Here is a 13,195-nt window from a genome sequence, read left to right on the forward strand (position 1 = left end):
AATCATGGGCGTCTGGATCGACACGGATATGGGGTTTGACGACATCGCCGCCATCCTCACCGTTCAGGCAAGCGGCGAGAAGATCAACGGCCTGTCGCTGACCTTCGGTAACACGACGCTGGCCAAGGTCTGCAGCAATGCTGCCTCGGCGGCAAAGGTTTTCGACTGGACCTTCCCGATCCATGCCGGGGCTGACCGGGCGGTGATGGGTAATGTTGAAACCGCAGCGTCGATCCTCAGCGATGCCGGCATGCCGACGGCGGGCCTCAGCCTGCCGGAAGCGACACTTCCGCCATCCGATCCGGCCTTCTTTGCCCTTTGCAACTGGCTTTCGAAGGATGAGGGAGAAAAACGCATTCTGGCCCTTGGCCCCTTGACCAATCTTGCAGCACTTTGTCTGGCGCGGCCCGACCTTGCAGGCCGGATCAGCGAGATCGTCTGGATGGGCGGCGGCGTCACCAGCGGCAACCATACCGCATCGGCGGAGTTCAATGCGTTGGCTGATCCCGAGGCCGCCGCCATCATCCTGTCGCGCGGCATCCCCTTTGTCATGGCGGACCTCGATTTCTGCCGCAAGGTTACGATCAATGCGGACGATGTGGCGGCGCTGCGCGCTGAAAACGGCAGGAACGCACCGCTTCTGGCCGATCTGACCGAAGGTTTTCTCAATATAGCCGCAAAGCGCGGTCGCACCGAAATGGCGTTTTTTGATCCTGCGGCGGCAGTGGCTTTTTGTCACCCGTCGCTTGTTTCCTTGCAGCCGGTGCATCTGGCCTTTGAAACGGCCGGACACATTACCCGTGGACGCAGTGTCGTTGAAACCCGCGCCCACAAGCTGGCGCCGGAGACAAGCTTCAACGCCTCGATCATCACCGAGGTTGATGCCAATGCCGCGCATGACACGATCATGGGCGCATTGCAGGCGGAGGCAAGGCGATGAAAAGCACTGACGATCCCGCCATGCGCGCCGCAGCGGTTGAAGCTGCCCGTGGTGAGCGGCCATTCGATCTCATGATTTCCGGCGGCACAGTGGTGGATGTGGCAACCGGCGAGCTGAGGCAGGCCGATGTCGGCCTTTCCGGCGGGCTGATTGCGGCGGTGATGCCGCCGGGCGCGCGCCGTGACGCCGTGGAAACCATTGATGCAGGCGGGGCCTTCGTCTCGCCGGGGCTGATCGACATGCACATGCATGTCGAAAGCTCGATGGTGACGCCTGCGACCTATGCCAAAGCCGTTTTGCCGCGCGGCGTGACGACCATTGTCTGGGATCCGCATGAACTGGCCAATGTCGCCGGTGTTCCTGCTGTCGACTGGGCGATTGAGGCAGCCCGTGACATGCCGCTCGAGGCGATCATTCTGGCGCCCTCCTGCGTGCCGTCAGCGCCGGGGCTGGAACGCGCAGGCGCGGATTTCGGGCCGGAAACGGTCGCCGGACTTCTTGCAAGACCGGAAATCGGTGGCATTGCCGAAGTGATGAATATGGAGGGGGTCATTTCCGGCAGCCCGCGCATGAGTGGCATCGTCAATGCCGGGCTTGCAGTCAAAAAACCGGTTTTCGGCCACGCCCGCGGGCTTTCCGGCGAAAGGCTTGCCGCCTTCATCAGTGCCGGCGTTTCATCCGATCATGAGCTGACATCGGGCGATGATCTGCTTGAGAAGCTGCGCGCCGGCTTGACGGTCGAGTTGCGCGGCTCTCATCCTTATCTCTTCGATGACTTTGTCGAAGCGCTGAACCAACTGCCCGTCTGGCCGCAGACACTGACGTTGTGCACCGACGACGTCTTTCCGGATGATCTTCTGGGACAGGGCGGGTTGGATGCCCTGATCCGCGCGCTGGTTGCAGATGGGCTGTCACCGGTACAGGTTCTGCAGGCGGCGACGCTGAATGCAGCACGGCGACTGCACCGCGATGATCTGGGCCTCGTTGCCGCCGGCCGGCGCGCCAATATTGCGATTTTCGAGGATCTCGAGACGTTTTCGACGCGTCATGTCATCGTGGATGGCAAGGTCATTGCCTCTGACGGGTGCTTCAATGCTGCCGTGTCCGATCATCCTGCGGACATGCTCAGGGGCTCCATGAAGGTTGAGCCGCTTTCGGCGGATGATTTCAGCGTGAAGGCTGAGGGTGCGCGCGTCGAGGTCGCCACCATCGACCAGCCGCGGTTTACCCGCTGGGGCAAGGCGGAGGCGGATGTTCAGAACGGATTTGTATGTCCGCCAGACGGTGCAACACTGATCAGCGTCGTCCACCGTCACGGTAAAGCAGCAGCGAAGCCAAAAACCGGGTTTCTGCGCGGCTGGGGAGAATGGCGTGGCGCTTTCGCAACTACGGTTTCGCACGACAGCCATAACCTGACAATCTTCGGGCGGAACCCCGAGGATATGGCGGTGGCGGCCAATGCGCTGATTGAATGCGGCGGCGGCATGGTCGTGGTGGCTGACGGCAAGGTGAAAGCACTGCTTGCCCTGCCATTGCTTGGCCTGCTCTCGGATGCACAGCTTGAAGATGTTGCCCGTGATTTCGAGGCCGTGCGCAAGGCCGCCGGAACAATCGTTGACTGGGAGCTGCCCTATCTCACCTTCAAGGCGCTGGTCGGCGCAACGCTTGCCTGCAATGCCGGTCCGCACCAGACCGATATGGGCATCGCCGATGTTGAAGCCGGAACCCTGCTGGAAGGCCCTGTCTTGCGGCAGGTGTTCTAGCCGGACTTGATTGGCAGTTCGGTCTCTGTCAGCCGCACCCAGTAGGCCGCGCCATAGCTGATGGCGTCATCGTTGAAATCATAGGCCGTGTTGTGGTGCAAAGCGCCGTCCACGGCGGGGCCATTGCCAAGCCAGACATAGCAGCCCGGCACTTCATGACCGAAAAAGGCGAAGTCGTCGCCGGCGGTCGATGGCGGAAAGGCCGTGCGTACCTTTTCGCCGAAGACGGTTTCAGCGGCCCTGAGTGCCGTTTGCGTCGGTTCTTTTGCATTGACCACCGGCGGAATGCGGCGGATGAACCGATACTCGGCCTCAACGCCGAAAGAGGCCGCCATGCCGTGGGCCAGCCGTCCGATCTCTTCTTCCAGCTGGTCGCGGGTTTCGGGCGAATAGGCGCGCGCCGTGCCGCCAATCTTCACAATATCGGGAATCACGTTCAGCGCATTCGGATCACCGGCTTCGACCGAACAGGCCGAGACGACCGCAGGCTGAAGCGGGTCGACCACCCGCCCGACAATCGTCTGCAGCGCTGCGATGAAATGACCGGATGCTGTCACCGGATCACGTCCCAGATGCGGCTTTGCGCCGTGGGTGCCGGTGCCCTTGAACGTGACGCGCCAGCTGTCGGAGGAGGCCAGTTGCGGGCCTTCCACCACGGCCATTTCATCGACATCGAGTCCCGGCATATTGTGCAGCCCGTAAACCGCGTCGCAGGGAAACAGCTTGAAAAGCCCGTCCTCGACCATCTTCTTCGCGCCGCCGCGGCCCTCTTCGGCCGGCTGAAAGATGAAATGAACCGTGCCGGAGAAGTCCTTCGTCCGCGCCAGGTAGCGCGCCGCCGCCAGCAGCATCACCGTGTGTCCGTCATGGCCGCAGGCATGCATCTTGCCGGGAACGGTGCTTTTATAGGGCCGGTCTGCCGTTTCCGGCATGGCAAGCGCATCCATATCGGCCCTCAGCCCGATCGCCCGGTTGCCATCGCCAGCCTTCAGCGTGCCGACAACGCCCGTGCCGCCAAGTCCGCGATGAACCGCAATGCCGTCTTCGCCGAGCAGCCTGGCGACGATCTCGCTGGTCCTGTGCTCCTCAAAACCAAGCTCGGGATGGGCGTGCAGATCCTGACGCAGCGACCGCCAGAAGGCGTGATCACTCATGATCTCGGAAAGAACCGATGTCGCGCGTTTGTCCTGTACAGTCATCCTCTTAAAAGCCTTTCGGAGTGTTTTTCTCGGTAATGATATCTGCGGCCTAAAGCGCTTCTTAAGCGGTATCAACGCGAATTGCGAGGTCCTGCAATATGGCCGCTTCTCGCGAGACCTGTCACTGTCAGTCTACTTTCCCGTGCTCGGCCAGGAAGTTCAGCAAGGTTCGGACGCGGGTGGGAAGAGGGCCGCCCTGTCCCGTATAGACGGCGTGGAACGCTTCATTGTCAGCGGCATGAACGGCATCAAGCACCGACATCAGCCGGCCGGCCGCGATGTCGTCGCGCACGGTGAAGGCGGCAAGGCGGGCGAGGCCGAACCCCTTGATCGCCAGTCGGCGGACGGTTTCTCCATCGCTGGCCTGAATGCCGATTGCGGGACAGGCCTGGACGGGTTCGCCGTCGGAGATAAAACGCCATCCTTCGATTTCGCGCGGATAGCCGAAGCCGATCCTTTTATGCTGCTCAAGATCTGCAACACATCTCGGTTCTCCGACGCGGTCAAGATAGTCCGGCGCAGCGACGATGATCATCGGCGATTCACCGAGCTTGCGCGCGACGAGACTGGAATCCTTGAGCGGCCCGGCGCGCACGACGACATCGGTCCGCTCTGCCAGGAGGTCGATCACGCTATCGGTCAGGACGATGTCCAGCACAATTTCCGGGTACCGCTCCTGAAACATCGGCAGAACCGGCTCCAGCACATGCGCCGCGTAGGATGCGCTCGTGTTCAGCCGAATGCGTCCGACAGGCTGTTCTCCGCGCCCGGCATGCCGTTCGGCTTCTTCGATGTCCGACAGAATTGCCGATGCGCGCTCGTAAAACGTACAGCCTTCGGCGGTCAGATCGAGACGCCGGGTGGAGCGGTTGAAAAGCCGTGTGCCGAGCCGCGCCTCCAGTCGGGAGATCAGCTTGCTGACGGCCGATTGCGTCATCCCCAGTTGCCGCGCCGCGTGGGTGAACCCGCCCAGTTCGACAACCCGAACGAAGACCTCCATTTCACCGCTACGGTTTATGTTGATGCGAGACATATGAACTGGATTCACTTATCATATTCTTATCGGCCGACTAATTCACCATAAATTCGCGAGCTACGATCTGTCCATCGAAATCCGATCGGACAGGATCCGCCATGCCGCTCGCACTCTATGCTTTGGCGGCCGGTGCCTTTGGCATCGGCGTCACCGAATTCGTCATCATGGGCCTTCTCCTCGAAGTCGGCCGCGATCTCGGCGTATCTGTCGCCGCGGCGGGCATGCTGATTTCCGGCTATGCGCTCGGCGTCGTGGCCGGCGCGCCGGTCCTCAGCGTCTTGTCGGCAAACATGAACAGAAAGCACGTATTGATCGGCCTTATGGCGATCTTCATCATCGGCAATGCGGCCTGCGCGATGGCGCCGACCTACAGCCTGCTGATGGCGGCGCGCATTCTGACGGCGCTGACCCACGGCACCTATTTCGGCGTCGGCTCTGTCTTCGCCGCAAGCCTCGTCGGCAGGGAGAGGCAGGCGTCCGCCATTGCCATCATGTTCACGGGCCTGACGCTGGCGAATATTCTCGGCGTGCCGGCCGGAACATGGATCGGACAGCAATTCGGCTGGCGCACAACCTTCTGGGCGGTGACCGGAATCGGCATGCTGGCATTCGCCGTGCTCATCCTGCTCGTCCCGTCGGATACGTCGCCGGCGCGTCGAGCGGACTGGAAGGCCGATCTGAAAGCCGCCTCCCGCACCCCGGTTCTGCTCGGCTTCCTGACGACGGTTCTCGGCTTTGCCGGCGTCTTCGCCCTGTACACCTATATCGCCCCGCTGCTCACCCAGGTGGGCGGATTTGCCGACAGCGCCGTTTCACCAATCCTGCTGGTCTTCGGCCTCGGGCTTGTCGGCGGAAATCTGCTTGGCGGCAGGCTTGCGGATACTCGGCTGAAAACGGCGCTTGTCGGCAGCATGGGGGCGCTTTCTATCGTCCTTGCGGCGATGACGCTCGGGATCGAGAACCGGATCGCCGCGATCGCGCTGACGGGCCTTCTCGGCGCGGCGGGATTTGCAACGGTGCCGCCGCTGCAATCATGGGTCCTTTCCAAGGCAATCGGTGCCGGCGAGAGCCTCGCCGCCAGCCTCAACATCGCGGCCTTCAATCTCGGCAACGCGCTCGGCGCCTGGACAGGCGGCGTCGTGATTGCTCAAGGGCCGGGGTTGAAAGCATTGCCGCTCGCCGCGGCGGGGTTTCCCGTCCTCGCCATCATGATCGCGCTCGGCGCCTTCAGGCTCGAACGGCGACACACCCGTTCCCCGCATCCATCCCGACACACAGCTTTACGGTAAGGAGACTATCATTATGGAGTATCGCTATCTCGGAAAATCCGGCCTCAAGGTTTCCGCGCTGAGCTTTGGCGCGGGCACATTTGGCGGATCCGGACCGCTTTTCAGCCATTGGGGCACGTCCGATGTGATGGAGGCGCGCCGTCTCGTCGAGATTTGTCTGGAAGCCGGCATCAATCTGTTCGACACCGCTGACAATTATTCGGACGGCGCGTCGGAAGAAGTGCTGGGCGAGGCGGTGAAAGGCCGTCGCGACGCGCTCTTGCTCTCCACCAAGTTGAGCCTGCCCGTGGGGGAGGGGCCGAATGCTGCCGGTTCGTCCCGGTACAGGCTGGTCAGGGGCGCCGAGGCCGCGCTCAGACGTTTGAAAACCGACCATATCGACCTTCTCCAGCTACACGCGTTTGATGCGTTCACCCCGGTCGAAGAGGTGCTTTCGACGCTCGACCAGCTTGTGCGCGACGGAAAGGTCCTTTACACCGGCGTTTCGAATTTCTCCGGCTGGCAGATCATGAAGTCGCTCGCCGCAGCGGAAAAATACGGCTGGCCGCGCTATGTCGCCAATCAGGCTTACTACTCGCTCGTCGGCCGGGACTATGAGTGGGACCTGATGCCGCTGGGGGCGGATCAGGGGTTGGGCGCGATCGTCTGGAGCCCGCTCGGTTGGGGGCGGCTGACCGGCAAGATCCGCCGGGGCAATCCCATCCCCGAGGCCAGTCGTTTGCACGAGACCGCGCAATTCGGACCGCCGGTAGATGATGAGTATCTGTACACGGTCGTCGACGCACTCGATGCCATCGCGGAAGAAACCGGCAAGACCGTTCCGCAGATCGCGCTCAACTGGCTGCTCCAGCGCCCCACCGTCTCATCGGTCATCATCGGCGCCCGCAATGAGAAGCAGCTCCGCGACAATCTGGGAGCTGTCGGCTGGACCCTGACCGAGGATCAGATCGCGCGTCTGGATGCGGCAAGCGCGAAGCCCGCGCCTTACCCCCATTTTCCATATCGCCGGCAGGAAGGCTTTGCACGGCTGGACCCTCCGATGGTTTGAAGAGGGAGACCGAAGAACGCTGGTCGAGGAGGGCGCTCCTCTTCCGGCGGCGATGTTCTCTCGAGTCGCTTCCGCAATCCCGAGTTGCTTTCCGGCGCGGTCGCGCGACTGGTAAGGTTTCATTGTCGGGCGGGCTTCGTGTTATAATACCGCAAAAGGGTCTTTTCGTGCTGCCGGACAGGCACGTCCGCGGACACGGAGACAAGGCCCTGTTTATTGAAGACAAAGTGTACGGAAGGCTGTCCATGTTCTCGCGTTCGACAATACGAGCCACGGTCGACAACCTCCAGGCGGTTTTGAATGCCATGCCGCTGCCCGTGATCATGAAGGACCGCAGTCATCGCGTCGTGGTGGCAAACGATGCCGCCTGCACATTTTTCGGAACGCCGCGGGATGCCTTGCTCGGCTCGTTGGATGAACAATTGCCGGAGGACCAGCGCGCTGTCTTCTGGAAGGTCGACAACCAGGTCTTTGAGACCGGAGAACCGAATGAGAATGAAGAGGTCGTCACCGACGCCAAGGGTGACGTCCACGTCATCGTGACGCGCAAGCGGCTTGTCGAGCTCGACACGGCTGATGGCAGGGAGCCTTTCATCCTGGCCATTCTCTCGGATGTCACGAAGATCCGGGAGGCCGAGGCGCGGGCCGCCTATCTCGCCGAACACGACCCGTTGACGGGTCTTTCAAACCGGAACCGCCTTACGGATACGCTCGCCGAGGCCGTCGCCGCTTCCGGGCGCTCGCAGGCCAAGGTGGGGCTTCTGCTTCTGGATCTTGACGGGTTCAAGCAGGTGAATGACCGATATGGTCACGTTGCCGGCGATGAACTTCTGCGGGTGGTGGCCCGGCGCCTGTCCGGTCATGTCCGGTCCGGCGACACGGTGTCGCGGATCGGGGGCGACGAATTCTGCGTCGTTCAGGCGGGTGTCCAGCAACCGGCCGGCGCCTTCACCCTGGCGAAGCGCCTCATTCGCGCGCTCGAAGAGCCGGTTCTCATCGGACAGACGCGCGTCTCCGTCTCGGTCTCCATCGGAATTGCGCTGTTTCCGGATGATGCTTCGGGCATGGATGAACTCTATAACAACGCCGACATGGCGCTCTATGCGGTCAAGCGGTCGGGCGGGAGCAGCTATCTACGTTTCGACCACGCCGCTGAAGGGCAGGTTTGGCAGGAATGGGACGTTGAAAAGGAACTGCGCGCGGCGATCACCCATGGCGATGTCTCGCTTGCCTATCAACCCCTGTGCGACGGCATGGATTCGGTTGTCGTCGGATATGAAGCGCTCGCCCGGTGGACGCATCCCGAAAGAGGAGAGATTTCGCCGGACATCTTCATCCCGGTTGCCGAGAGAACCGGAATCATTCGCAGGCTCGGCGCCTGGATTCTGGAGACCGCATGCCGTGACGCGGTGATGTGGCCGGACCATGTGCGCGTCTCCGTGAATGTCTCCTCGACCCAGCTCGAGGACGGGCACCTGGCCGGAACGGTCCGGCATGCGCTTGCCGTCTCCGGGCTTGCGCCCCGCCGCCTCGAACTGGAGATCAAGGAATCGGCGCTGATCGGCGCGACCGAGATGGTCGCGCAGACCTTTTCGCAACTGAAGGAGATCGGCGTTCTGCTGGCGCTGGATGATTTCGGCGCCGGAACATCGTCGATATCCAGCATTCAGCGCATGCCGTTCGACCGGATCAAGATCGATCGCAGTTTTGTTTCAAATCTGGATTCCGATGCCCGCTCCGTCGCGATCATCCGCGCGATCCTGGCGATCGGAAAGGAACTCAACCTGTCGGTCACGGCCGAAGGGGTCGAACACGAGAGCCAGCGCGTCGCCCTCAGGCACATGGGTTGTCCCGAACTTCAGGGCTTTCTCCTCGGCCGACCGGAGCCGCCTTCAAGGGTGAACGAACGCGTCGCTGAGGCAAGCGGGGGAAAGGACGCGACATAGTGGGTGCTCACGGAGTCAGATGACCGCCGTGTGAGGGGCAAAGGATGATGCCGCCGATCGAAGCAGCAGGCGGCCCCCGCTAAATTGGGGGCTGTTCTTCCACCTACGCCGGATGCGGCCTCACGCGCCTGACTTGCCGCGTCGCCCGCTGAAATAAGGCAGCGCGAACAGATAGAGGCCGGTGACCAGCATCAGGAACAACGGGAACAAGGGCAGGAAGTACATCCATTCGGCGAGTTCCTTGCCGAACCCCTGGGCGCCGAAGATGCCGATCACGATCAGGGTGAAAATGATCGACAGCCAGCGATGACATTGTCTTATCAGCTTGCTCCAGTTCAATTGTGCCTCCTTACATGTTCGTTGGATGCGAAAAGGGTCCGGGCGCGAGAGATCACGAGGCGTTTCGTGCCACGGCGGCGCGGATGAGCGCCGACAGCGCTTCTTCGTCGATCGCGTCGCCCTTGCGGAAATCGATGGCCCGCCGGACATTGCCGTCGAGACTGGAATTGAACAGTCCGGTCGGGTCGGGCAGGGACGCGCCCCTGGCGAAGGTCATCTTGACCTTGTCCCTGTAGGTCTCGCCAGTGCAGATCATGCCGTCGCGATACCAGGTCGGAACGCCGCGCCATTTCCATGCCTCGACGATATCGGGCGCGGCGTCCTTGATCAGATCCCTGATGCGGGAGAGCATGTCGCCCCGCCAGTCGCCCAGTTCCGTGATCCTTTCATCGATCTTCCGCGATGGATTTTGCTCCTGTTGCGCATCCTTCATGGCATGGTCCTCTTGTCTCTCGGTTCCGTGGTGCATGGCCCGCGCTTGCCTCAATCCATCTCGGCCAGTACCTGCTCCAGCCTGTCGAAGAAGCGCGGCCAGCCCATTTTCGCGCCGCCATAATAGTTCGGCTGATCCGTCCGGAAGCCGGTCTGCTCCATGCGCAGGCGCGTTCCCGTGCCGGTCGGCGTGAGAGTCCATCTGACCACAGAGAGCAGATCGCCGGCATCCCAGCTGTATTCCAGAGCCTTTTGTTCCTCGACCGCCCGAACCTCGCAGGCGACTTCGCCCCAATCCGCGCTGAATCCGAAGCGATGCCCCACTTCAGGCGTGAAGGCGGTCTTCATCAGCCATTCCCCGATCAGGTGGGATTGGGTCAGCGCGCGCCAGATCTTCTCCGGCGGATGCGGCAGGTCGCGTTCGACGACAACGGTGCGGGTCTCGGTCAATTGTCCATCCTCTTCAGCAGGTCTTCGAGGTCGTCGAAGCGGCGCTCCCAGAAGCGCGCCATCCGGTCGGTCCAGTCCGTCAACGGCGCCAGGGCGTCAAGTTGCGGGCTGTAATGTGTCTGGCGGCCATCCTGGCGGTCGACGACGAGCCCGGCGCGCTTGAGCACGCCGAGATGTTTGGAGACGGCTGGCTGGGAAATCCCGGCGTGTTCCGTCAGCGCTTTGACCGTCTGGTCCCCCTCGCGACACAGGCGCTCGAAGATCGCCCGGCGTGTCGGGTCCGCCAGGGTTTTGAACAGCACGTCATGGGGGTGGGTCAATGGCAATTAATAGCTCTCCGGTTATGATTTATCGATAACCAAAGAGTTATGAATTTTCAAGCAAAAAAAGCGCATCAAATTGGGGCCGCGATCATCGATCCACGGTCTCAGTCGCGGCTGACGGAATCCCAGGCGCGTTCCACAAGCATTTCAATCGCGGCGGTGTGGTCGGACATATGGCCGCATTTTCTGAGATAGTCGTAGGACGGCCCCACGATGAGGGCCGATGCGACGGGCCACTCCATCGCGCGCACATGCCCCTCGGCTGCCCACGCCTGATACATCGCGGCCGCTGTGTCGTGCGTTTGAGCGATCTGGTCGAGAATGGGTTGCAGTTCAGGATCTGAATAGGCGCGGATGCGCAACTCCTCGAAGAACAGAAATAGGTTTCGGTTCGCCGTCGCCCATTCCAGTAATCCTCGCACGGTCGCTGTAACCAGTTCCCTCGGCTCGCTCGATTGGCGCACGGCCTCGGCACGGGTCGTCCACAAGCCATTTGCAGCCGACCAGAGTGCGATCGCAAGACCCGCTTTTCCTGAAAAGAAATGATAGATGCTGCCCGTGGTGGCGCCGCTGGCCTTGCGAATATCGGCAATCGTGGTGCCGATATAGCCCTTTTCGAGAAAGATCGGCAAAGCGGCATCGAGTATCTGTTGGCGGCGATCAATCACGGCGAATCCTTGACGACATTAGAATAATGTTCTAGTCGTTCCGATTAGAACGATATTCTAGCGAGGCGGCACTATGCAGGCAACACGTGAGGAAACCAACATGGCTGCGGCTCTGAGCTTTGTTCGCGCCGTCGAAACCATGGATGGGCGCAAAATGGAAGGGTTCTTTGCTGCCGACGTCGAGCAGGTCGAAATGCCGAATGCGTTCAAGCCGGCAGGCCAGGTTCGCGACTTCAGCGCGCTGAAAGCGGATATCGACAAGTCCAAAGGCATTATCGAGCAACAGAAATACGAGATTCTCAACACGGTATCACGCGGAGATCTCGTCGTTCTGGAAATGGTCTGGCATGGAACCGTCGTAACCGACCTCCCGCCCCTGCGGGCAGGGCAGAAACTGCGGGCGCAATGCGTGGCCGTCTTCGAATTCCGCGAAGGCAAGGTTGTCAGGCTTCGCAACTACGATTGCTTCGACGCTCTCTGACGGTGCGGTGACCGGTGTGTACGAGGGGCGGGAAACGGTATGCCTATGCAAGGGGATGGGAACCATCAGATCGGCACAATGCAGTCGTCCCGGCGTGACAATGCCATCCCGACCTCGGTCTTTGATGCCAGCAAACTGCCCCTGAAACAGGCGCTGGCAGCCTGGCATGAGGCCATGGGAACCTCTCATGACGTCCGGCTTCACGAGACGCCGGAGCAGCAACTGCGCACCTGCATGAAGGGCTGGCATCTCGGAGAAGCCTTTTTCGGGACGCTTGAGACTGTATCTCAGGAGTTTCGCAGGTCGCGATATCATATCGGGCTTGGCGGCGGCGATTGCTATTGCGTGAACTTCATCAGGGACGGCGTGTTCTACTGCCCCGAACTGGACCGGTACGCCCAGCCGGGCGACCTGATCCTGCGAGACAAGGCCGAACCCCTGATCTATCAGGCCCGTCCGCTGGCACCCGGAGCCACGCACCACACACTTGGCTTCATCATCCCGCACCGTCTGGTGGACGCCCTGTTGACGCCGACTGACCGAGCCGGGGTCATAATCCTCGATGGTCGTCTGCCGCTGGTCGCACTGCTACGCCAGTATCTCTCTGCGTTGGAGAACGAACTGCCTGCGATGACGCGCCTTCAGGGACAAGCGATCATCGCGCCCGCGGTGGACCTGCTGGCATCCGCGGTGAATGGCGCCCCCATGGAGGCCACCAAATACACCGTCAACCACGCTCTGGTGCGCCAGATACAGCGCCACATCGATTTTCATGTAAAGGACCCGACCTTGTCGGCTGCGACAATCGCCGCCGCTTTCCGGATTTCGGTGCGCAGACTATACCAGCTTTTCGAGCCGTTTGGCGGCGTCCAGGCTGCGATCCGGAAAAGGCGCCTTGAGCATATCCATGCGGAACTGGTCGATTTCGCGCAGAGCCACCGACGGATTCAGGATATCGCGGAAAGCTACGGCTTCACACAGCGCAAGACTTTCAACACGGCCTTCCGGCGTCTTTATGGGATCACCCCGCGTGAAGCCCGCGGCTTTGCCGTAGAGGGGCGTTCGCGCAATATCGCCCGCTTCGATGCCCGAAACAGTCTTTGGCACTGGATGCTTGAACTGCGTTGAGAACCGAGACCCTTTCTGGTTCTGCCTGCGAGAAACGCTGCTTCTCCCCTCATGCGGGAAGCATGTCGCGCCAAAACTCATGAATGCCGCCTTTCGATTCGGCCGGAACCGATAAGACGCGCGGCGTATGAACGATCAGCTCTTCTGCCCCTC

General features: G+C 61.4%; 14 protein-coding genes. 7 read left to right on the forward strand and 7 right to left on the reverse strand.

Annotation, left to right across the window (positions count from 1 at the left end; translation table 11 throughout):
• Nucleotides 1-4 precede the first annotated feature (4 nt).
• Complete coding sequence (locus K7H91_RS01935) at nucleotides 5-940, forward strand: nucleoside hydrolase (RefSeq protein ID WP_230718499.1); 936 nt, start codon at nucleotides 5-7, stop codon at nucleotides 938-940.
• The gene (locus K7H91_RS01940; protein ID WP_230718500.1) at nucleotides 937-2,703 is read left to right on the forward strand and encodes an adenine deaminase; all 1,767 of its coding nucleotides are present in this window, start codon (nucleotides 937-939) and stop codon (nucleotides 2,701-2,703) included. The genes K7H91_RS01935 and K7H91_RS01940 overlap by 4 nt, the downstream gene beginning before the upstream one ends.
• Here K7H91_RS01940 and K7H91_RS01945 read toward each other — a convergent pair.
• Together K7H91_RS01945 and K7H91_RS01950 are read right to left on the reverse strand one after the other, a co-directional pair.
• Nucleotides 2,700-3,857, reverse strand: a complete 1,158-nt coding sequence (locus tag K7H91_RS01945) for a M20 aminoacylase family protein (RefSeq protein ID WP_230718763.1) — start codon at nucleotides 3,855-3,857, stop codon at nucleotides 2,700-2,702. The genes K7H91_RS01940 and K7H91_RS01945 overlap by 4 nt on opposite strands.
• Before the next feature lie 172 nt (nucleotides 3,858-4,029).
• The gene (locus K7H91_RS01950) at nucleotides 4,030-4,935 is read right to left on the reverse strand and encodes a LysR family transcriptional regulator (protein ID WP_230718501.1); all 906 of its coding nucleotides are present in this window, start codon (nucleotides 4,933-4,935) and stop codon (nucleotides 4,030-4,032) included.
• A 101-nt stretch (nucleotides 4,936-5,036) separates the two neighbouring features.
• Between K7H91_RS01950 and K7H91_RS01955 the strand changes: the two genes are divergently transcribed.
• From K7H91_RS01955 to K7H91_RS01965, 3 genes are all read left to right on the forward strand, one after another.
• Nucleotides 5,037-6,227, forward strand: coding sequence for an MFS transporter (locus tag K7H91_RS01955; RefSeq protein ID WP_230718502.1), 1,191 nt, complete (start codon nucleotides 5,037-5,039; stop codon nucleotides 6,225-6,227).
• A gap of 13 nt (nucleotides 6,228-6,240) precedes the next feature.
• Complete coding sequence (locus tag K7H91_RS01960; RefSeq protein WP_230718503.1) at nucleotides 6,241-7,275, forward strand: aldo/keto reductase; 1,035 nt, start codon at nucleotides 6,241-6,243, stop codon at nucleotides 7,273-7,275.
• A 245-nt stretch (nucleotides 7,276-7,520) separates the two neighbouring features.
• Nucleotides 7,521-9,221, forward strand: coding sequence for a putative bifunctional diguanylate cyclase/phosphodiesterase (locus tag K7H91_RS01965; RefSeq protein WP_230718504.1), 1,701 nt, complete (start codon nucleotides 7,521-7,523; stop codon nucleotides 9,219-9,221).
• A 120-nt stretch (nucleotides 9,222-9,341) separates the two neighbouring features.
• On the opposite strand, the gene K7H91_RS01970 is transcribed toward K7H91_RS01965, so the two are convergent.
• The 5 genes from K7H91_RS01970 to K7H91_RS01990 form a co-directional block, all read right to left on the reverse strand.
• The gene (locus tag K7H91_RS01970) at nucleotides 9,342-9,560 is read right to left on the reverse strand and encodes a hypothetical protein (RefSeq protein WP_230718505.1); all 219 of its coding nucleotides are present in this window, start codon (nucleotides 9,558-9,560) and stop codon (nucleotides 9,342-9,344) included.
• Nucleotides 9,561-9,612: 52 nt separating this feature from the next.
• Nucleotides 9,613-9,993, reverse strand: coding sequence for a DUF1801 domain-containing protein (locus K7H91_RS01975; protein WP_230718506.1), 381 nt, complete (start codon nucleotides 9,991-9,993; stop codon nucleotides 9,613-9,615).
• 50 nt (nucleotides 9,994-10,043) lie between these two features.
• Nucleotides 10,044-10,442 carry an SRPBCC family protein gene (locus K7H91_RS01980; RefSeq protein ID WP_230718507.1) on the reverse strand — a complete coding sequence of 133 codons (399 nt, stop codon included), beginning with the start codon at nucleotides 10,440-10,442 and terminating at the stop codon, nucleotides 10,044-10,046.
• Entirely contained in the window at nucleotides 10,439-10,762 is a 324-nt protein-coding gene (locus tag K7H91_RS01985) for an ArsR/SmtB family transcription factor (protein ID WP_230718764.1), read from the reverse strand. The genes K7H91_RS01980 and K7H91_RS01985 overlap by 4 nt, the downstream gene beginning before the upstream one ends.
• A gap of 107 nt (nucleotides 10,763-10,869) precedes the next feature.
• Nucleotides 10,870-11,433: a TetR/AcrR family transcriptional regulator gene (locus K7H91_RS01990; protein ID WP_230718508.1), complete on the reverse strand. Its 564-nt coding sequence runs from the start codon at nucleotides 11,431-11,433 to the stop codon at nucleotides 10,870-10,872.
• Between the two features lie 100 nt (nucleotides 11,434-11,533).
• Here K7H91_RS01990 and K7H91_RS01995 point away from each other — a divergent pair, with 100 nt between their 5' ends.
• Both K7H91_RS01995 and K7H91_RS02000 read left to right on the forward strand, forming a co-directional pair.
• Nucleotides 11,534-11,914 (forward strand): nuclear transport factor 2 family protein, encoded by a 381-nt coding sequence (locus tag K7H91_RS01995; protein ID WP_230718509.1) that lies wholly within the window; start codon nucleotides 11,534-11,536, stop codon nucleotides 11,912-11,914.
• Between the two features lie 39 nt (nucleotides 11,915-11,953).
• Nucleotides 11,954-13,042, forward strand: a complete 1,089-nt coding sequence (locus tag K7H91_RS02000) for a helix-turn-helix domain-containing protein (protein WP_230718510.1) — start codon at nucleotides 11,954-11,956, stop codon at nucleotides 13,040-13,042.
• Nucleotides 13,043-13,195: the final 153 nt, after the last annotated feature.

The sequence above is a fragment of the Martelella mediterranea genome, assembly GCF_021021415.1.
GTDB classification, from domain to species: domain Bacteria; phylum Pseudomonadota; class Alphaproteobacteria; order Rhizobiales; family Rhizobiaceae; genus Martelella; species Martelella mediterranea_C.

What these genes read in the sequence shown, in the direction of transcription:
- K7H91_RS01935 (WP_230718499.1), top strand. Translation starts at nt 5, where the DNA reads ATGGGCGTCTGGATCGACACGGATATGGGGTTTGACGACATCGCCGCC.
- K7H91_RS01940 (WP_230718500.1), top strand. Translation starts at nt 937, where the DNA reads ATGAAAAGCACTGACGATCCCGCCATGCGCGCCGCAGCGGTTGAAGCT.
- K7H91_RS01945 (WP_230718763.1), bottom strand. Translation starts at nt 3,857, where the DNA reads ATGAGTGATCACGCCTTCTGGCGGTCGCTGCGTCAGGATCTGCACGCC.
- K7H91_RS01950 (WP_230718501.1), bottom strand. Translation starts at nt 4,935, where the DNA reads ATGTCTCGCATCAACATAAACCGTAGCGGTGAAATGGAGGTCTTCGTT.
- K7H91_RS01955 (WP_230718502.1), top strand. Translation starts at nt 5,037, where the DNA reads ATGCCGCTCGCACTCTATGCTTTGGCGGCCGGTGCCTTTGGCATCGGC.
- K7H91_RS01960 (WP_230718503.1), top strand. Translation starts at nt 6,241, where the DNA reads ATGGAGTATCGCTATCTCGGAAAATCCGGCCTCAAGGTTTCCGCGCTG.
- K7H91_RS01965 (WP_230718504.1), top strand. Translation starts at nt 7,521, where the DNA reads ATGTTCTCGCGTTCGACAATACGAGCCACGGTCGACAACCTCCAGGCG.
- K7H91_RS01975 (WP_230718506.1), bottom strand. Translation starts at nt 9,993, where the DNA reads ATGAAGGATGCGCAACAGGAGCAAAATCCATCGCGGAAGATCGATGAA.
- K7H91_RS01995 (WP_230718509.1), top strand. Translation starts at nt 11,534, where the DNA reads ATGGCTGCGGCTCTGAGCTTTGTTCGCGCCGTCGAAACCATGGATGGG.
- K7H91_RS02000 (WP_230718510.1), top strand. Translation starts at nt 11,954, where the DNA reads ATGCCTATGCAAGGGGATGGGAACCATCAGATCGGCACAATGCAGTCG.